We start from the raw sequence: 20,009 nt of genomic DNA on the forward strand, positions 1-20,009 counted from the left end.
TAGAAGAACAGAGAATAACGAGGGCGGAGACTGTTCCACCCTCTTCTTTTAAAGGAGAGAAAAAGAGCTGTCGTTAAGCAAAGACTTAAAGAGATGGCAGAACCGCTATTGACGATGAGAAGGGGAAAAATCGAAAGGCTTTCCTGTAATGGCATTAATATATTCAACCCGAACGCTGCTATCTGAGGCGGCAATAGAAACTTTGTATACAGGAACCTGAATACGCTCGGAACTTAAGATAAAGAAGTTATCTCCAAAGATCATCTCTACTAAATTTTGAATACGATCTTCAGGGTATACAACTGAGCAAACCGAAGATCCTTTGGGTTTATCTAACCAAACAGGAGAAGAATTGAACACAGTCATACATCCTTTAATTGGCTGCGCCTGCTGGAAATGGCTGTAAATCAAGTTATCATGAGTAAAGATGAGTTTTTTCTTCTGACAAGCACGAATTACCCGATCGGCACACATATTCCGCATAGATAAAGCTTGAGAAAGCTGTTCTTTTGGAGCCGCTCCCCCCATACCAGCCAAAACCTGCATTAATTGCACGTCTTGTTTTCCTGCTTTCAACATTAAGCATTCTCTAAATCCTTTAGAGTATGTCCAAGAAGCTGTGTTTAACACCATCTCTCCATTAGACAAGCTCCATAGAACAGTACCTTCATGACTTCCAGCACGCTTGTCTTCTTCTCCAGAAAAGCGGACTCGCATAAGAACGTGTGGAACGAAAAGCAATTCAGCAGAAGCCTTTTCTTTAGCAAACATTGCTAAGACTTGTTCTTCAGATACCCGTCTTTCAAACACACACAAACGCTCTTTCCCAGAAATTTTACGAACGAGTTGAGAACCTTTCTCAAAAAGCTCTACTCCATAATCTATCGCAAATTGTTTGATTCTATGTGAATAAGGGATCTTTTCCCAAAAGACAATAGAACTAAAAATCGCTACAACAAAAACAAGTTTCTTCATAAACGAACCTTTTTATTTATTTTAATAAATAAAAACTGTAATGCCAAACAAATTTTTTGTTCTTTGTTAAACAATGGCTGTAAGAGATTTGACAAATTCTCTTTTTCTTTTTTATGATGACGCTTTGTTATCGTTATCTTGGCGTCTAATTATGAGAGTCATTTTGAGAGCGCTTTGCTTGTTGTTCTTGTTGCCCTGTTGTTGTTATGCGCGAGTGCCCTCTTTCGAACCTTTCTTAGGCACTATGTCTCCTAAAAAGTACTCTCCTAAATATGCTCCCGAACTGTATTTCGAAAAGGGAGACCAGTACTTTCAAGCTAAAAAATTTAAGCAAGCTCTTCTCTGTTTCGGGATGATCACTCATCACTTCCCGGAACATGTTCTGTATTCCAAAGCGCAATTCCTTACCGGGCTTTGTTACCTTGAAATGGGCCACCCAGATTTAGCAGATAAAGCACTATTACAATATCAAGCGCTCTCCGATACAGAATACTCAGACCAATTATTCGCGATTAAGTATTCTATCGCACAAAGTTTCGCTAACGGGAAGCGTAAAAATATCGTTGCTTTAGAAGGATTCCCTAAGTTACTGAATGCGGATGCAGATGCTTTACGTATTTTTGATGAAATTGTGACAGCTTCTTCTGATGAGAATCTTAAAGCTTCTGCTCTTTACTCAAAGGGAGCGCTTTTATTTGCTCAAAAAGAATACACAGAAGCAATCAAGACCTTAAAAAAGGTTTCACTCCAATTCTCTTCCCACGAGCTTTCCCCAAAAGCTTTTACTTTGATTGCTAAAATTTACTGCCTACAAGCCTTGCAAGAACCTTACAACGAACAATATCTGCAAGCTGCACGAGAAAATGCTAGCGCTTTACAAAAACAACACCCCTCACATCCTAGTAATACAGAAGTTGCTAACTATATCCGACGCATGAGCGAAGCCTATGCTTCGTGCCTGTATTCAACAGGACGTTTTTACGAGAAAAAACGAAAAGCCTCTTCTGCAAAAATTTATTACTCAATAGCATTGGAGAATTTCCCCAATACGTCTTATGTCGCAAAATGTAATAGACGATTAGAAAAGCTTTCTAAATACGTTAGTTAAGCAAACAGAAAGACAGTTATGCTTAAGCTCTATTGGTTATACAGCTTCATTTTTTGTGCATTCTTCTTGTCTTCTTGCGGTTACACTCTGATCTCTCCTTACACAGGGGGAAAACAACACCCTATATCCCAAGGTATTTATGTTTGCCCTATAGCAGAAGATTCTTTAGGAGAGGTCGTTGCTGCACTCTCTTATGAGCTGGAAAAACGCTGTCTCAGAACACGATCGCAACAATCTGCTGCAGACTATTCGCTTAAAGTTCTGCTTTTTAATGAAACAGATGAAAATATCGGCTTTACCTATACCCCTAAAAAATCAGGAGAAAAAACTGCCAAACACTTCATCGTCTCTAACGAAGGTCGGTTGGCTTTATCAGCCAAAGTACAACTCATAAAAAACCGCACCCAAGAAGTATTAGTAGAAAAGTGTTTAAGAGAATCCGTCACATTTGACTTTCAACCAGACTTAGGCACTGCAAATGCCCATCAATTAGCGCTTGGGCAATTTGAGATGCACAATGAAGCTATCAAAAGCGCTTCTCATACATTGTATTCCAAATTAGCTAAGACCATTGTACAACAGGTATATTATGACCTCTTCTGAAGGAGAACAGGTTTTCCCTGCAGTATTACAAGAACTCTATACTATGCTCGATTTTGTAAAACGAGCTGGCACGCACTGTAATTGTCCTAAAGAAAAATTAGCAAAGTTAGAACTGGCCTGCGAAGAGCTTCTCTTAAATATCATCAATCATGCCTATAGATCCCTACCCTCCCCCGGATGGATCCGTATTCTTTGCACAGAAACCCCAGATGCTCTTCTGGTTCGAATCACAGATCATGGCCCAGCTTTCAACCCCATCACCGCCTCTCCAGACCTCCTGCAACTCGATCTTCCCGTTGAGCAGCGAAAAATCGGGGGATTAGGAATATTTCTTGCTAAACATTCTGTGGATGTTTTTGATTATGAAAGAGTCAATGATACGAATGTCGTCACGTTAACGCAGTTTACGAAACCTCAAAACTCGTAACACCTCGTGTTATTGAGGAGGAAACAGAGTCCTTAACTCGTTTTCCGTATCACGGATATCGTATAAATACCGTCGCAAAGCCTCTAAAATGAGGCTAGAATTGTTGTATTGCCCAGAAGCCTCAAAAGCTAATTCAGGAGAAATTTCCGAACCGTGATTTACAGCAATATAGCCGCGAGTAACAGCTTCCCCATTAACTAGCGAAGGCACTAACCACACAGCAAAATTTTGGTTAAATAAAGTGAGTTTATCTGGAGATTCTGATACGATGAAGTCGTTGACTGCGCCATCAGCAAGCCCCTCAGCTTTAAAATCTAAAGCCGAACGCGCTAGAACATCAGAAATATCCAAAAAACCTTCTGGAAACGCTGTATTGTAATTTGCTATTGAGTGACGAAAAAATTTTTCTAAAAAATCTGAACTCACCGCAATTTCTCCTTTTCAAAGGGTAATTTTTTATTGAAGGCACCGTCAAGAGCTTTTTTTTCTATTCATAAGTGGGAGTCCTTAAAAAGCAGACCATCAGCAGGTTCTATGCGTATTTTTTCCGTGTTGTGTCGATTCTTTGTCTGCTTCATCTCTTTTTACCCACACTCCCTACCTTTGTTCGCCGAAGCCCCTTCAATTTCTACCAAAGGAATCGCTGCAGCGGTAGTCCATGCAAATTCTGGCGTTGTGCTTAAAGAAAAAAATCTAAATCAAACGATTTTCCCAGCAAGCATGACAAAAATTGCCACAGCCTTGCTCATATTAAGACAATACCCAGATGTTTTAACTCGATTCATTACTGTCCGCCGAGAACCACTAACCTCCATTACCCCTCAAGCAAAACGCCAATCTGGATATCGTAGTCCACCTCACTGGCTGGAAACGGATGGCTCGACTATCCAGCTAAAAGCAAAAGAAGAAGTCTCTGGCTGGGATCTTTTGCATGCGCTTCTTATTAGCTCTGCCAATGATGCCGCAAATGTTTTAGCGGACGCCTGCTGCAAAAGCGTCCCCGCTTTCATGCGTCAGCTCAATGATTTTTTAAAAGAACTGGGATGTCAAAACACCCATTTTAACTCTCCTCACGGACTTCATCACCCAGACCACTATACTACGGCAAGAGATCTAGCGATCATTATGAAAGAAGCTTTAAAAGAGCCTCTTTTTCGACAGGTCATTCGTACAGTCTCTTACACCATGGAAGCTACAAACTTAAGCCCTGAAAGGGTTCTTTCTTCCACGAATCGCCTTCTTTCCTCGTCCTCTACTTACTTTTACCCTCCCTGTCTAGGAGGAAAAACTGGGACAACAAAAAGTGCAGGGAAAAATATTGTTTTTGCAGCAGAAAAGAATTCCCGTTCTATTATCGTCGTAGTAGCAGGATATTTTGGTCCCGCCGAACAACTTTATCAAGATGCTATTGCTTTATGCGAAGATCTATTCAATGAGCAACCTCTCCGATGTTTTCTAATTTCCCCAGGCAGTCTGTACCCTGTACAAACCAAATTAGGAACGATAACAGCTCCCGTATCCCAAGGTATTTATTACGACTTTTATCCTTCTGAAGGAGATCCGCTCCTATCTCTTTCTCTGAAATCACAAAAAATCTCTTTCCCTATTCGACAAGGAGATCTTTTAGGAAATTGGATCTTATCCTCTCCTTCTGGGGAACAAGTCTGTTCCATCCCATTCCTAGCAGAGAGCGATATCCTTCCCTCTTTTAAACAACGCATTCTTTTGATCGGTCTTCGGATTCTTACCAGGTATAAAACCTATGCTCTGATCTTGCTTGTCTTCTGGCTGTACCGAAAGAAAAAACGTTCTCGTGCAACAAGAACTTTTTCTAATCCTTTTTTTTCGTAACTTACTAGTTGAGAAATCTTTAGCGGACTTTTTTTCTACTTTTTTCTAAGATTTTCGTATTGTTAGAGAAAGTCTTTTTCCCTGCCCGTTTTTCTCAAGATCTTGTTTCAGATTGTGTATAGGACGCCCATGTTCGCAAAAACTTTTTTTCAGGCATTGCTATTTCTCTCGCTTCTTCCTGTACTCCTTTTCCCAAATTCTCCAACCCCCTCACCAAGCCCTGCTAGAAAAAAACCTTCTTTACTCCAATTATTCAAGCGCAGCCTTCCAGAAACAGCTCATCACAGAAAAGAACGGTATTATCTTTTCCTTAAACATGTAAGCCACTCTCTTAAACGCCCAGAAATATGGAATGATTTACAAAATCTTCTCCTGATTCTTATGCAATTTGAACAATTTGCCAATCAAGAAGTCGGCTCTCGCCGTTATGAAGAAATTCTTGCCCAAGTGATAGAAAAAAGGATTCACTTCTTATTATCAGAACAACAGGTTTCAGAACTTACAGACATACTTTCTCCTAAAATAGGCGATTCATGATCCCTTTCCGTTTCCACCACCTTTATACCCTACTTGACACCATGTTCTCTTCCCCCATTGGAGAGAGCAATCGAGTGGCCGCATACTTCAAAGAACACCCCGCTCTCGGCTCTAAAGATCGCCAATGGATAAATGCTCGTATTTTCACAATCCTCCGTCACCGGCGCTTATTAGAAACATTGATTCTAGAAGAAGGCAAAGAGCTCTCTGCACAAACATTAGTGGACAAAGTAGAAGAAGGCGTAACCGAAAACTTGGAACTTTTCCCACACCTCCCCTGGGCTATCCGCTATTCTATATCTGACGATTTAGCGGACTGTCTATCCCAAGATTACGGAGAAGATGAGGCCATTCGTTTAGCTAAACTCTTTTTAGAAGAAGCTCCTTGTTCGATTCGCGTCAATACACGCCGCATCTCCGTGGACAAACTGCAAGAAATCCTGCCTTTCCCATGCCAAAGAGGCGCTGCCCCATCCTCCTTACGTTTCGAGAGACGCTACCCTTTACAACATACCAGAGCATTCCGTAGAGGACTCTTTGAAATCCAAGACGAATCTTCTCAAATAATTACGAATGCGATCCTGATTAAAGACTCCGACACAGTATTGGATTTTTGCGCCGGAGCTGGAGGGAAAAGCCTGATTTTTGCTCAACGCGCTCGACACGTGACTTTGCATGATAGTCGCCCACAAGCTTTAGAAGAAGCTCGTACGCGCCTTTCCCGATCTGGTATAAAAAATTTCACTATTGCTTCTTCCCCTCTTAAAAAACAGGGTTTCTCTTTAGTTGTCGTAGATGCTCCTTGTACAGGAAGCGGTGTTTTTCGACGCCATCCAGAAAAAAAATGGCTTTTCTCCAAAAAATTACTTAAAGACAACGCGTTAGCTCAAGAAAAAATTTTAAAACAAGCTCAGGCCTATGTAGCTCCTCGCGGCCGCTTGGTATACATCACCTGTTCTCTTCTGAAAGAAGAAAATGAAAAACACACGTCCTACATGGAAGCTCTCGGCTGGAAATGTGTTAAAGAAGTGAAAATTCCTCTAGTTTCCCAACAAGGAGATGCCTTTTTCTCTACACATTTTATCCGAACACGAGATCTCTAGAACCTTGATCTTAAACCATAGGTGTAGGTACTATAGAGCGAGAGTTAGCGGACATCTTCTATTTCATCTTTGTTGTTCTCTCCAAGAACTTTTTTCATCTCGGAGAGGTCTCCGTTTTCTCTTATAAGTAACAGTCACTTTTTTTTATCATGCATAAGAAAACACAATCACATTCTCACAAAGGACTTTCCGTTTGGTCTATAGGGGGATCTATTTTTGCTATGTTCTTCGGAGCTGGCAACGTCGTCTTCCCTCTAGCCTTGGGACACCATTTCTACCATCATACCTCTTACGCCTGTTTTGGTATGATACTGACAGCCGTGCTCACCCCTCTATTAGGGCTGTTTGCTATGATGCTGTACTCCGGAGATTACCGTTCTTTCTTTTCTTCCGTTGGTAGAATGCCTGGCATGATTATAATGGTTGCTATTCTATGCATCATTGGCCCTTTTGGAGGAATCCCTAGAACAATTGCTGTATCTTACGATACATTAACCTCGTTAGGCGACAAATCATCTTCGTTATTCCCGTCTTTGCCTTGGTTCAGTTTAGTATTTTGTGTGCTTGTCTACCTTTTTGTCTGCAAGCTCAGTAAACTGATTCAATGGTTAGGATCCGTTTTTTTCCCGATTATGCTCGCCACTCTAGCCTGGCTAATTATCAAAGGGTTATTACTAACGGCTCACGCGCCATCCTTAGACAACATACCTTTCTCTAAGCAACAGGCTTTTGTCGCAGGTCTAACGGAAGGGTTTAATACCATGGACTTGTTAGCGGCTTTTTTCTTCTGTTCCATAGTTCTCGTGTCCATTCAGCAGTTTATTGTGCAGCAAAACCACGCTTCCTCAGAAGAAAAACCTTTGGAATTTCACCATATTAATAAAGCCGAGAAATACAAACTTGTTATGAGCTTTCTTTTAGCGGCAGCTCTTCTTAGCCTAGTCTACTTGGGATTTGCATTCTGCGCAGCACGTCATGCGGGAGCGCTTTTAGATGTCCAAAGAGGGCAAATTTTAGGAAAAATTTCGGCACTTGTTGTCGGCCCTAATAGTTTTTTAACAGGGACAAGCGTCTTTCTAGCCTGCTTGACCACAGCAATTGCAGCTACGGGGATTTTTGCAGATTTCATAGCAAGGGTAGTCTCGTCACAGAAAATGAGCTACTCTAATGCTTTGATTATTACGTTAGTGCCGACATACTTAGTGTCCATTCTCAGTTTTGAGAACATTAGCAAAATCCTTATTCCAATTTTAGAGGTAAGCTACCCGGCGCTAATAGCTTTAACTTGTGGAGTCATAGCGAAAAAACTTTGGAATTTCCAACAGATAAAGACTTTGTTTTATCTTGTTTTTGCGCTAACGGTACTCTATAAGCTGTCCATTTGATGTGCATAACTGCCAGAATTTTCAAGAATATCCCTTACCGAATAAGTAAGGGATATTCTTTTGTGCAAAACACAGAAAAAAATACTTTGAAAGACACTTTCATCTTCTCCAAAACAATCGTTCCTTGTCTATCTTAAATCATTTGCATGCTCGGGAACGTAAAAAAGATCGATTCTTATGATTCTAAATTCATTATCCACGTTTCGTCATCAGGCTACCCGCTTCTTACAAGATAACAGAGAATCTATAGCCGTTTCTTTTTCTAAAAACACCTATAAAATCACCATCCCAGATGAAGACTCTCCGGATGGGGAATGGATCAGCACCCTTTCCTTCAATGAAGAAGAACGCCTATCCTTTGCAGCATGCAGTTGTCCTGATGGCGACTGCTGTGAGCATCTTCTTATAGCAACTTTAGCAGCCTATGACCCTAAAGAAGGCTCTCTTCTTCATAAAAAATTTGAAGCTTCTTTTTGGTGGAAACTATTTTGCAAACTTTTCCTTAACAAAGCCTCTTTACAAGCTCCGGGAGAAAGATTTTATACTGTAGAATCTGAACATCTTACTGTATCCATTCAATGTCTTTCCGCAGAATCTCTTGCCTCTTGGCTGCCTATTATACACGCATCTCCAGAACCTCAAACACTCTCTGGAGAAACATTCCCCCAATCCGCTCTCTATCGGATTGCTCGAGAACTCTTTCTTTTTTCCCAGAAAGGCGCTCTTTTAAATATCCAAGAAAATCCCCAAGGATTTCCTTCATTATTCTCTTTTCAGTGGGCCGGGATCTCTTTGTCTATTGAAATCTTAGATGTAGATACTCTCAAAGAACTCTTCCCCTTACTAGAGCTGTCGCAGACTTCCCTATGTAGCGACAACTCATATTTGCTACAGAACGTGCATGTTGTCCCAGAAGAAGCTCGCATCCATTTTACTAAGGAATATCCACCTCTCCCTAAATCCATTAGAGAATACCAATCAACCTCATTGGGCCCCGTAGAGTATTTCGCAGGAGCACATAAATGCACTGCCAACCCCAAAAAATGCTCTCTTCCTATACACATCATTCCTGCATTGGATCCCTCGTTTAGAGAGCAGCTCCTCTCTCAGCTCTGTTACGAAACAGAAGAGCGTCCTATACATTATGCGATTCATTTCTTTAGAGATGCCTCTCTTGCCTTTTCCGCGTATCTCGAAACTCCCGGAGATCTGGCAGAAGGACATATTATCTATCCGGGATTCTGTTATATCCCGAATAAAGGCCTGCTTGCAGTGTCTGGGTTGTTATCCCCAGAACCTTCTTTCACCATACGTGCCGATCATATCGAATCTTTCTTAGATGAATATGGAGCACTCATTAAAGAACCTGGTTTTGAAACCTTTTCTAATAAATCCCCGACAGGGTCGTTATCTTATAGTGTGACGGAACAAGGTGTTCTTCTATTCCATTATGATACAGGGAACTCTGCTGACGTAGAACTACGTTTTGGGAAATGGACTTACTATTCAAGACAGGGGTTCTTTTTAAATAGCCGTTTGGACTTCGCTCTTCAAGATGGCTTGACCATAGAAGCTCCCCAAGTAGCTGATTTCATTCACCAACATGAGGTAGCTCTTAAATCCATCCCCAACTTCTTTGCTCCACAGCCGCCTCTCAAAGCCATCCGCTTTGAAGTGCTTAAAGAAAAAAAAGGCTCGGGAATCTACCTTAATCCAATTTTTGAAGGATTAGAAGAAGAATCCTGTCGTTTGTTCGGCCAATTTTTGTATCGAGAAAATGTGGGGTTCAGTTTGCTCCCCGCCTCTTTGCAAATGGTCTGTCAAATTCCCTCAGAGATTCCAGCTAACCAGGTAGCAGAATTTCTACAGCAGTTCTCGAAAGACGATCGCATGCTCTTCCCGGACCCTCAGCTCGCTCTTCCTGAACATGTTGAATTAAACATCCTTGCTATTAGAAGGCCTCATCCCTCCTCCCCTCTTCATCTTAAGTTGGAACTAAAAACTAATATTGGGTCCGTTCCTCTTAGCTCAGTGTTACAAGCCTTGAAAGGGAAAAAAGAATTCTTATTCAGTAAAGCGGGCTTTTTGAACCTCGACAATTGTTTGTTTGTTTTCCTTAAACAATTTCTCTCCTCTCAACGCTATGATATCCAAGAAAGCACCCTGATCACCATGGTGACGGATATTTTTAAATTAGATGCTTTAGCTCCTCTCGTAACAGATCCAAATATCGAGGCCTCAGAAGAGGATCTTGCGTATTTCTCTCAATTAAAATCCGCGTGTCTCCCTCCTATCCCTAAAAACTTATTTTCCACGGACCATCAACTTCGCCCCTATCAAAATAGCGGGCTTCTGTGGTTATGGTTCTTATATAACCACCGGTTATCTGGGCTTCTTTGCGACGAAATGGGGTTAGGGAAAACACACCAGGCAACAGCGTTACTCGATATCGTTGCGCAAACCGCTAAAGAACCCAAGTTTTTAGTCGTTTGCCCAACAAGCGTATTGCCTCATTGGGAGCACATCCTGGCTTCGCATCTACCTAAGGCCTCCCTCTTTTCTTTCCATGGCCCGCATAAACCTAAAACGCTTCCAAACAGCGATATTATCATTACTTCGTACGGAACCTTAAGGCAAAACTATGCTCTATTTTATAAAGTTCCGTTCACCACCGCTGTATTCGATGAAATTCATATAGCTAAGAACAAATCTAGCCAAATTCACAAAATTCTTTGCCGTTTAGACGCTCAGATGAAACTTGGGCTTACAGGGACTCCTGTAGAAAATAATCTCATTGAATTCAAAGGGCTTTTAGATATTATCCTGCCCAATTATCTTCCTTCCGACGGCCTATTCAAACGATTGTTTGCTCAAAAAAACACCTCCGAAACGGACGATGAAGTCGTCTCTTCTAAGGATTTACTACTTAAACTCACTCGCCCATTTATTTTGAGAAGAACAAAAAAACTCGTTCTCCCAGAACTCCCAGAAAAGGTCGAATCCTTAATTCCATGTCGACTTTCCCCAGAACAGTCTCAGCTGTATGCTTCGACCATGAAAAAAGAAAAATGCCAAATCCAACAGCTCGAAACAGAGGATTCTTCGGCAACGGTCAACTATCTTCATGTGTTTGCTCTTCTCAACCAGCTCAAACAAATCTGCGATCACCCTGCCGTGTATTTCAAAGATCCCGAATCTTACAAAAAGTATGATTCTGGAAAATGGTCTGCCTTTGTGAAATTACTCAACGACTCTTTGACAGCAGGATATAAAGTAGTTGTCTTCTCTCAGTATATCCAAATGATTCGCATCATCTCCTTGTACCTAGAAGAACACAATATTCAATATGCTTTGGTGCAAGGAAAATCCCAGAATAGAAAAGAAGAAATAGACCGCTTCTCCAATGATCCCAACTGTCGCGTCTTTATTGGCTCCCTTCTTGCAGCAGGAACAGGAATCAACCTTACCGCAGGGAATGTTGTGATTATGTACGACCGCTGGTGGAACCCAGCTAAGGAAAATCAAGCCTTAGACCGCGTGCACAGAATTGGCCAAAAAAACACCGTGTTTATTTATAAACTGGTCACTGAAGACACGTTGGAAGAGCATATCCATTATCTAATAGAAAAGAAAATGCGCTTACTCAATCAAGTAACGACAACTCAAGACGCCAATATTCTGCATGTTTTAAATCGCGAAGACTTAATTACTATTCTTTCGTATAAAGATGAGCACGGACTATCCGACGAGACTCCAGCCGACGAGACTCCAGAAACCCCTGACGATTCTTAGAAAAAAGAAATGGTTGACCTTTTATTCTTCTTTTTACGTATTACCTTGATTTTTTCCTCCTAGGAACTATAATTCGGGTGGAGTATCGTCTTGCAGCCAAGGGGATGTTGCAAAGGGACATACGGATGGCAATATGGAAGCCATAAAAAGGCCTCAACGACTGTTAAAGAGGTAATTTCATGCCATTTGCAAAAGAAGCAGATCTACAGCGCACGTGTTGGAAATGCGAAGGGAGTGTTTCGGCCTGTATGCCTCAATGCCCCTATTGCAGCGCTTTTCTTCAGGATCCGCCAGTGACATCCAAAGGGTTCGCTTCTTGCCATATCACCTTCCCTTCAGAGGCTTCTCAAAAAAGTGGAGACAGCGACCTTTTTGCGGTCTCTTCAGAAGATTGGGAAGCTGTGCTCAATAGTCAGAACTCTTTTGAAGCTCCGGTTCAGGAACCCACCATTTCTCAAAGAACGTGGCTTCAACATTGGCCAACCGCGGCTCTTTTCTTGGGGAGTGGATTTCTTGCCTTTGCTCTGATCATTCTTTTGTGTTCCACAGACTCTGGTCTTGTTCTCGTCTGGCCTAAGAATCGCTCGTACATCTATGCTCTGATTGGAGCTTTTCTTGTTTACCAAGGCTATCGCTCGATTCCTGATGACTCGCAATAGTTCTTTCCTACTTAGAAGACTCTTTCCTTCTCTCTTGATTGAGATTTTATCGCTCCATTTGTACAATTCAAAAAAAATATTTTCCTGGAGAGGTCTTCTTTTCTTATCCTCAAAATATTGAGAAAAAGAAATCCCTTCCCTCGAGCTAATCATCTCATGTGGATCATTACAATCCTAAACCCTCTTTAAAAAGGTAATACTATGAATGACGCTTTCGACTGTGTAGTTATCGGAGCCGGCCCCGGAGGCTATGTTGCTGCAATTACTGCCGCTCAAGCAGGACTCAAAACTGCGTTAATCGAAGAGCGAGAAGCCGGAGGGACTTGTTTGAACCGGGGGTGCATTCCCTCCAAAGCGCTACTTTCAGCTGCAGAAATCGTAAACCAAATACGCCATGCTAACCAATTTGGTATTCATGTTGATAATTTCAGTATCGATTACCCTGCCATGGTGCAAAGAAAAGATTCTGTTGTTCGTAGTATCCGCGATGGGCTGAATGGCTTGATTCGTAGTAATAAAATCACTGTATTCTCTGGAAGAGGCTCTTTAATCTCTTCAACAGAAGTAAAAGTTTTAGGAGAAACCCCTTCTGTCATTAAAGCGCGCTCCATTATTCTAGCTACAGGATCGGAACCGAGAGCCTTTCCAGGAATTCCTTTTTCTCCATCCTCCCCACGCATCTTATGCTCAACAGGAGTTCTAAATCTGAAAGAACTTCCTCAAAAATTAGCTATTATCGGGGGAGGTGTTATCGGATGTGAATTCGCTTCCCTATTTCACACCTTAGGATCAAAGGTGACTGTTATCGAAGCTAGCCAACAAATTCTAGCCTTAAATAATCCTGATATTTCGAAAACTATGCTCGATAAGTTCTCTCGTCAAGGGCTTCGCTTCATACTAGGAGCTTCTGTATCAGCTATTCAGGATATGGGAGATCGCGTTCGCATCACGATTAATGGCAATGACGAAGAATATGATTACGTTCTTGTATCGATAGGGCGCCGCTTAAATACAGACAATATTGGATTAGACAAAGCTGGAGTCATTTGTGACGAACGTGGGGTTATCCCTACGGATTCTACGATGCGCACAAACGTTCCTAATATCTATGCTATCGGAGATATTACAGGACAATGGCAGCTTGCACATGTGGCCTCCCATCAAGGGATCGTTGCCGCTAGAAATATAGCTGGCCATAGAGATGAAATCGATTATTCTGCAGTCCCTTCTGTTATCTTCACTTTCCCGGAGGTAGCAACAGTAGGACTATCTCCATCCGCTGCCCAACAACAGGGGATCCCTGTCAAAATCACGAAATTCCCATTCCGAGCGATTGGAAAGGCGGTTGCTATGGGAGAGGCCGACGGATTCGCAGCGATTATCAGCCATGAAACCTCTCAACAAGTTCTAGGCGCTTATGTTATTGGCCCTCACGCCTCTTCTCTTATTTCCGAAATCACTCTAGCAGTCCGTAACGAGCTTACGCTTCCTTGCATTTATGAAACCATCCATGCGCATCCAACCTTAGCAGAAATTTGGGCTGAAAGCGCGTTACTAGCTGTTGATACCCCGTTACATATGCCCCCGACGAAAAAATGAATCAGTTACCGCCTTCAGACTCCTCAGCGACAAAAAAATCTCTACCACAAAGGTTCCCTAAATGGTTGCGACAAAAACTACCATTAGGGAAAGTTTTTGCTCGCACGGATGATAACATAAAAGGTACCGGGCTTCCCACCGTCTGCGAGGAAGCCTCTTGTCCGAATCGCACTCACTGCTGGTCTAAACGTACCGCGACCTATCTTGCGTTAGGAGATGCATGCACTCGTCGCTGTGGTTTTTGCGACATTGATTTCACAAAAAAACCACTTCCTCCAGATCCTCAAGAAGGAGAGAAAATCGCCGCCTCTGCAAAAGCCTTAGGTCTAAAGCATGTTGTCATCACTATGGTTTCTCGGGATGATCTAGCGGATGGTGGAGCTAGTGCTCTTGTCCAAATTATTACTACCTTACACAGGGAATTGCCAACAGCGACTATTGAAGTTCTTGCCTCTGATTTTGAAGGGAATATTCCCGCTTTGCATCACCTCCTGGATACGCACATTGCTATCTATAACCATAATGTAGAAACCGTAGAACGGCTCACTCCATTTGTCCGTCATAAAGCAACGTACCGCCGGTCACTTATGATGTTAAACCAAGCAGCACAATATCGTCCGGACCTTATGATTAAATCCGGTATCATGGTGGGATTGGGAGAACAAGAAATCGAAGTCAAGCAAACCTTGCAGGATCTTGTGGACCATGGCGTTCGGATTGTTACCATAGGTCAATACCTTCGTCCTTCGCGAAGACATATTCCTGTAAAAAACTATGTTTCTCCAGAGACATTCGAGTATTATCGCTCGGTAGGCGAGGCTCTTGGTCTTTTTGTTTATGCAGGGCCATTCGTTCGTTCGAGCTTCAATGCAGACGCGGTTTTTGAAGCGATGAAGCAGCGAGAAAACCAAGCACCAGCACTACCAGCAGAAGAAACGCCCTCATAACCCCTTCGGAATAAAGGCCTAAAGCATAAAAAATTGTTCCCGATTGGCACTAATCTCCCCATTTGCTATGGTGAGTAAAAAGGTGTGCGTGGGTTATGTTTCGTTATACTCTTTTCCGATCCTTGTTTTTTATTTTTGCTCTTCTTTGTTGTTCGGCATGCGATAGCCGCTCTATAATTACGCATGGTCTTTCTGGACGAGAGGCCAACGAAATTGTCGTGCTCCTGGTCAGTAAGGGAGTCTCCGCACAAAAAGTGCCTCAAGCAGCCTCATCAACAGGGGGCGGGGCTTCGGAACAACTCTGGGATATCTCTGTCCCTGCAGCACAAATCACAGAAGCTCTTGCCATTTTAAACCAAGCAGGGCTTCCTCGCATGAAGGGGACCAGTCTACTCGATCTTTTTGCTAAGCAGGGACTAGTACCTTCTGAAATGCAAGAAAAAATCCGCTACCAAGAAGGTCTTTCTGAACAAATGGCAACGACCATAAGAAAGATGGATGGTATCGTCGATGCAAGCGTACAAATTTCCTTCTCTCCAGAAGAAGATCAGCTTCCCCTCACTGCTTCCGTTTATATCAAACACAGAGGCGTTTTAGATAATCCTAACAGCATTATGGTTTCTAAAATTAAACGTTTAGTAGCTAGTGCTGTTCCAGGCCTTTGTCCTGAGAATGTTTCTGTGGTAAGCGACCGCGCCTCTTACAGCGACATTACAATTAATGGCCCTTGGGGACTTTCAGATGAAATAGACTATGTCTCCGTATGGGGCATTATTCTTGCTAAAAATTCTCTCACTAAATTTCGGCTTGTTTTCTACTTCCTAATTCTTCTGCTCTTTGTTCTTTCTTGCGGACTTCTTTGGGTCATTTGGAAGACTCACACATTAATCGCAGCTCTAGGAGGAACAAAAGGATTCTTTAATCCTGCTCCTTATTCACAGCTAGCTTTCACACAGAATAAACCGGCAGCTAAAGAAAACCCTGCACCTTCGGAGGGAGTCGGAGCTCAGTCTGCAGCAGAAGAGGCTCCTAAAGACAACACAGAAAAACAAGAAGAGAGTAATGAGGACGCTTAAGTGACTGCGAACACCTTTGGGATTCTGAATATCCTAATGAAGCATGCAAAAGCAGATGATCTGGCTCAGTTTTTGCCAGAACATCTGCTGCTAGACTCTCCTCATCATCAGGATATCCCACTACAGTCCTTGTCTTTTAACATGCGATGGTTGGCAACCGTCCATCCTTCTTGGATTAGCGTTGCTATGAAGGAGTTCCCTCCTGCGCTACAGTCACAGTTATTAGCTTGGCTGCCGCAGCCTTTAACACAAGAACTCCTCCCTCTATTAGATGCGAACGTTTCTCCTGCAACTCAACGGTGTTCGGACTTCGGGGCATTCTATCTATTGGATTTACTAAGTAAAAAAGTTCGTCCGCCAGGAATTACAGAAGAGATTTTTCTTCCCGCATCTCCCTTTAATGCTATGCTGTACTATTCAGGAGCTACAAAAATGGCCCTGATCAATTGCTTAGGGGTGCACTCCTTGGCTCAAGAACTGCGCAACGTCGTCGATCGTGTAGTGATTGACCGTGTACAGCGCATGCTATCCGAAACGGAACGAATGTTTTTAACCTATTGCAAAACGCATCCTATGAAACATCTCGAGCCAACAGCTTTTCTTAGCTCTTGGGAAAAAGATGATGCGTTACGTCATTTTATCCATGTGCAGGGCTTACGCTTCTTAGCTCGGGCTTTGGCACAAGAAGATAGCTCCTTCCTTTGGTACTTTATTCGCAGACTGGATGTTGGAAGAGGATATATTTTTGAAAAGGCTTTGCAGCAATTGCTAAACAACCCCCATAACAAGTATTTCCGAGAACGCTTAGAACACTGTATCAGTATTCTTGTACAATAAGTCTGGGAGCCTCGTCACTTCTATCGCACTCCCATATATAAAAAGAAGCACCAAATAGCATTGTAGATTTTTTCTATGATGGCTATGTTAAAAACGAAGCGCCCGAGGAGAAAAAACCTCGGTCTTTATGTAAAACAGAATGAGATCCTTGTCTGACTATCTAGTAAAGGACATACCTCATCGCGTTGGGAATAAGGTAACGAGCAAAGGAGCGAGGTTCCCTACCTGTTGGCTTTGCCAAAGGATCCCCACCTCGTCAAAAGGATGAAATTTTTCAGTTTGATATTCAAAGACCAAGAGGTCGTCCCTAATAAAAGAGTTCTCTCCCCAGATGCCTATTCTGCCGTATTGAATGCCCAAGAGCTTCTAGAAAAAACACAAGAAGACTGCGATGCTTATACACAGAATACTCGCGAAGAATGTGCAAAACTCCGAGAAGAAGCAAAGAATCAAGGGTTCCAAGAAGGAAGTGAAGCTTGGAGCAAGCAACTCGCATTTCTCGCTACAGAAACAGCAGCTATGCGAGAACAAATTAAAAGCTCTCTTGTTCCCTTAGCTATTGCTAGCGTGAAGAAAATCATTGGCAAGGAGTTGGAGACAAAACCTGAAACGGTGGTTTCTATTATTTCAGAATCCTTAAAAGAACTCACACAAAACAAACGGGTTATCATCCATGTCAATCCCCAGGATCTCGCCATCGTCGAACAACACCGCCCTGAGTTAAAAAACCTCGTAGAATACGCCGATGTTCTATTACTTTCTCCGAAAGCTAGTGTAACCCCTGGAGGGTGCATTATTGAAACCGAAACCGGTATCGTGAATGCTCAGCTTGATGTACAACTTGCTGCCTTGGAACAGGCTTTCTCCGCTATTCTCAAACAAAAGAAATCTACAGCAGCCCCAACCACAGATCAGCCTCAAAGCAAAGAAGCCTAGGTATTGAATTTTATGCGATCGATTTTTCGAATTTTCTTCTTTCTATGCATGCTTAGTGCTACTTATAGTTTTGCCGATAGCTGTTCAGGCACCTCCTGTTCCATGGTGCAAGAGGCCTCTTCTTGCCGCCATTGCTTTTCTGCTCCACAGCAAGAAATCCCAGCCTCACCAGAACCCCAAGAAAAAGCATTTCGCTGTCCATCTTACAGACCAACCGTAGAGGCTCAAGATCTTCTTCCTCCTCCAGGAGAGCTTTCTTCAGGAGCTTTCTCAGAAACGTATCCAGATTTGACTACGCAAGCAGTCCTTTTGCTATTCCTTGCCTTGTCTCCTTTTCTGGTTATGCTGCTTACCTCCTATCTAAAAATTATCATCACGTTAGTCTTACTTAGAAACGCCTTAGGAGTACAACAGACTCCTCCCAGCCAGGTTCTCAACGGAATCGCTCTAATCCTCTCCATTTATGTCATGTTTCCTACCGGAATGGCTATGTACAATGATGCGAAAAAAGGGATTGAGTCCAATGCTATTCCTCGAGACCTTTTCTCTGCAGAGGGAGCAGAGACCGTGTTCGTTGCTTTAAATAAATCGAAAGAGCCGCTGCGTTCTTTTTTAATTAAAAATACCCCAAAACCCCAAATTCAAAGTTTTTATAAAATTTCACAAAAAACTTTCCCTCCAGAACTTCGCCAGCAATTGACTCCTTCGGATTTCGTCATCATCATCCCGGCTTTCATCATGGGGCAGATTAAGAATGCTTTTGAAATCGGGGTCTTGATTTACTTGCCTTTCTTTGTCATCGATTTAGTAACTGCAAATGTTCTCGTTGCTATGCAGATGATGATGCTTTCTCCTTTATCCATTTCTCTCCCCTTAAAACTTCTTCTTGTCGTTATGGTAGATGGATGGACATTGCTACTAGAAGGATTGATGATTAGTTTTAAATAAGAGACTTCCCTATGCTCATGCTCGCAACAAGTTTCAAATCGATACTGTTTGAATATTCATATGAAGCCCTCTTATTAATTCTAATCATTTCAGCTCCTCCCATCATTTTAGCTTCCATTGTGGGGATTATGGTGGCCATTTTCCAGGCGGCTACGCAAATTCAAGAGCAAACATTTGCCTTTGCCATTAAACTCGTCGTTATTTTTGGGACGCTCATGATCACGGGAGGATGGTTGTGTAGTATGATCTTGCGCTTCGCCGCCCAGATTTTTCAAAATTTTTACAAATGGAAGTAAATTGCCATGGCCACGTTACCCGAGGTTCTTTCTGGCCTAGGCTCTTCCTATATCGATTATATATTCCAGAAGCCCGCCGATTATGTTTGGACCGTTTTTCTTCTGCTTTCTGCTCGCATATTATCCTTATTAGCGATTGTCCCTTTCCTAGGAGCAAAGCTTTTCCCTTCACCTATTAAAATTGGAATAGCTCTTTCCTGGATGGGAGTGATTTTCCCTAAGGTCGTACAAGATACGACTATTATGCACTATCAAGATCTGGATATCTTTTACATTCTTCTTATTAAAGAGATTTTGATTGGCGTATTAATTGGATTTTTATTTGCCTTCCCTTTTTACGCGGCTCAGTCCGCAGGATCTTTTATTACCAACCAACAGGGGATACAGGGGTTAGAGGGAGCAACATCTCTCGTATCTATAGAACAAACCTCTCCTCACGGAATCTTCTACCATTATTTTGTGACTATCGTTTTTTGGTTAGCAGGCGGCCATCGCATTATCTTATCCGTTCTTTTACAATCTCTAGAGGTGATTCCTCTTCATGCTGTTTTTCCTGAAGAGATGATGTCGCTACGTGCTCCTATATGGGTTGCTTTATTAAAGATGTGTCACTTGTGTTTGGTTATGACCATACAACTAAGCGCTCCTGCTGCTGTAGCGATGCTCATGTCTGACTTATTCTTAGGGATCATTAACCGAATGGCCCCTCAAGTGCAGGTCATTTATTTGCTTTCCGCGCTTAAAGCTTTTCTAGGCTTGCTCTTTCTGACTCTGGCCTGGTGGTTCATAGTCAAACAGATTGATTATTTCACCTTAGCTTGGTTTAAAGAAATCCCCACCATGCTTTTTGGAGCGCATCCCCCTAAAGTATTGTAATTGCAAAGGGAAACAAAAAGAACCCCCAAAGAAGGGGGTTCCTTTTGTTTCCAA

18 protein-coding genes and 1 pseudogene are annotated in these 20,009 nt (G+C 42.4%); 17 read left to right on the top strand and 2 right to left on the bottom strand.

Annotated elements, in window-relative coordinates; translation table 11 throughout:
- Positions 1 to 105: 105 nt before the first annotated feature.
- Complete coding sequence (locus B6E89_RS02985) at positions 106 to 975, bottom strand: hypothetical protein (protein WP_035406917.1); 870 nt, start codon at positions 973 to 975, stop codon at positions 106 to 108.
- A gap of 151 nt (positions 976 to 1,126) precedes the next feature.
- Here B6E89_RS02985 and B6E89_RS02990 point away from each other — a divergent pair, with 151 nt between their 5' ends.
- Genes B6E89_RS02990 through B6E89_RS03000 form a run of 3 tightly spaced genes read left to right on the top strand, consistent with a single transcriptional unit; the run spans position 1,127 to position 3,113 of the window.
- A complete protein-coding gene (locus B6E89_RS02990) occupies positions 1,127 to 2,083 on the top strand; it encodes a tetratricopeptide repeat protein (RefSeq protein ID WP_080121800.1) in 957 nt (318 codons plus the stop codon).
- A gap of 18 nt (positions 2,084 to 2,101) precedes the next feature.
- Entirely contained in the window at positions 2,102 to 2,686 is a 585-nt protein-coding gene (locus B6E89_RS02995; protein ID WP_080133117.1) for an LPS assembly lipoprotein LptE, read from the top strand.
- A complete protein-coding gene (locus B6E89_RS03000; RefSeq protein ID WP_080133118.1) occupies positions 2,673 to 3,113 on the top strand; it encodes an ATP-binding protein in 441 nt (146 codons plus the stop codon). Before B6E89_RS02995 ends, B6E89_RS03000 begins: the two co-directional genes overlap by 14 nt.
- Positions 3,114 to 3,122: 9 nt before the next feature.
- Here the strand turns inward: B6E89_RS03000 and B6E89_RS03005 are convergent, their stop codons facing one another.
- Complete coding sequence (locus B6E89_RS03005; protein ID WP_035406926.1) at positions 3,123 to 3,539, bottom strand: hypothetical protein; 417 nt, start codon at positions 3,537 to 3,539, stop codon at positions 3,123 to 3,125.
- Positions 3,540 to 3,647: 108 nt separating this feature from the next.
- Here B6E89_RS03005 and B6E89_RS03010 point away from each other — a divergent pair, with 108 nt between their 5' ends.
- From B6E89_RS03010 to B6E89_RS03080, 14 genes and pseudogenes are all read left to right on the top strand, one after another.
- Positions 3,648 to 4,964 (top strand): D-alanyl-D-alanine carboxypeptidase family protein, encoded by a 1,317-nt coding sequence (locus B6E89_RS03010; RefSeq protein WP_080124441.1) that lies wholly within the window; start codon positions 3,648 to 3,650, stop codon positions 4,962 to 4,964.
- A gap of 129 nt (positions 4,965 to 5,093) precedes the next feature.
- Complete coding sequence (locus B6E89_RS03015; protein WP_035406931.1) at positions 5,094 to 5,501, top strand: hypothetical protein; 408 nt, start codon at positions 5,094 to 5,096, stop codon at positions 5,499 to 5,501.
- A 124-nt stretch (positions 5,502 to 5,625) separates the two neighbouring features.
- Positions 5,626 to 6,604, top strand: a pseudogene (locus B6E89_RS03020) (RsmB/NOP family class I SAM-dependent RNA methyltransferase).
- Positions 6,605 to 6,753: 149 nt separating this feature from the next.
- Positions 6,754 to 7,989: a branched-chain amino acid transport system II carrier protein gene (brnQ, locus tag B6E89_RS03025; RefSeq protein WP_080124443.1), complete on the top strand. Its 1,236-nt coding sequence runs from the start codon at positions 6,754 to 6,756 to the stop codon at positions 7,987 to 7,989.
- Between the two features lie 177 nt (positions 7,990 to 8,166).
- Complete coding sequence (locus B6E89_RS03030) at positions 8,167 to 11,781, top strand: DEAD/DEAH box helicase (RefSeq protein WP_080133120.1); 3,615 nt, start codon at positions 8,167 to 8,169, stop codon at positions 11,779 to 11,781.
- Positions 11,782 to 11,960: 179 nt separating this feature from the next.
- Positions 11,961 to 12,440 (top strand): hypothetical protein, encoded by a 480-nt coding sequence (locus B6E89_RS03035; protein WP_035406946.1) that lies wholly within the window; start codon positions 11,961 to 11,963, stop codon positions 12,438 to 12,440.
- 201 nt (positions 12,441 to 12,641) lie between these two features.
- Positions 12,642 to 14,039 carry a dihydrolipoyl dehydrogenase gene (lpdA, locus tag B6E89_RS03040; protein WP_080133121.1) on the top strand — a complete coding sequence of 466 codons (1,398 nt, stop codon included), beginning with the start codon at positions 12,642 to 12,644 and terminating at the stop codon, positions 14,037 to 14,039.
- Positions 14,036 to 14,986, top strand: coding sequence for a lipoyl synthase (gene lipA, locus B6E89_RS03045; RefSeq protein ID WP_080123120.1), 951 nt, complete (start codon positions 14,036 to 14,038; stop codon positions 14,984 to 14,986). The genes lpdA and lipA overlap by 4 nt, the downstream gene beginning before the upstream one ends.
- Before the next feature lie 95 nt (positions 14,987 to 15,081).
- Positions 15,082 to 16,062 (top strand): type III secretion system inner membrane ring lipoprotein SctJ, encoded by a 981-nt coding sequence (gene sctJ / locus B6E89_RS03050; protein ID WP_080123872.1) that lies wholly within the window; start codon positions 15,082 to 15,084, stop codon positions 16,060 to 16,062.
- Positions 16,063 to 16,899, top strand: coding sequence for a hypothetical protein (locus B6E89_RS03055; RefSeq protein ID WP_080125613.1), 837 nt, complete (start codon positions 16,063 to 16,065; stop codon positions 16,897 to 16,899). It begins immediately after the preceding gene.
- Between the two features lie 264 nt (positions 16,900 to 17,163).
- Positions 17,164 to 17,835, top strand: a complete 672-nt coding sequence (locus B6E89_RS03065) for an HrpE/YscL family type III secretion apparatus protein (protein ID WP_080121563.1) — start codon at positions 17,164 to 17,166, stop codon at positions 17,833 to 17,835.
- 12 nt (positions 17,836 to 17,847) lie between these two features.
- Positions 17,848 to 18,783: a type III secretion system export apparatus subunit SctR gene (sctR, locus tag B6E89_RS03070; RefSeq protein ID WP_080133122.1), complete on the top strand. Its 936-nt coding sequence runs from the start codon at positions 17,848 to 17,850 to the stop codon at positions 18,781 to 18,783.
- A gap of 11 nt (positions 18,784 to 18,794) precedes the next feature.
- Entirely contained in the window at positions 18,795 to 19,079 is a 285-nt protein-coding gene (cdsS, locus tag B6E89_RS03075) for a SctS family type III secretion system export apparatus subunit CdsS (protein WP_035406960.1), read from the top strand.
- A 6-nt stretch (positions 19,080 to 19,085) separates the two neighbouring features.
- Entirely contained in the window at positions 19,086 to 19,955 is an 870-nt protein-coding gene (locus B6E89_RS03080; RefSeq protein ID WP_080129468.1) for an EscT/YscT/HrcT family type III secretion system export apparatus protein, read from the top strand.
- Positions 19,956 to 20,009 lie beyond the last annotated feature (54 nt).

Origin of the sequence: Chlamydia suis (genome assembly GCF_900169085.1) — a bacterium.
Lineage (GTDB): Bacteria > Chlamydiota > Chlamydiia > Chlamydiales > Chlamydiaceae > Chlamydia > Chlamydia suis.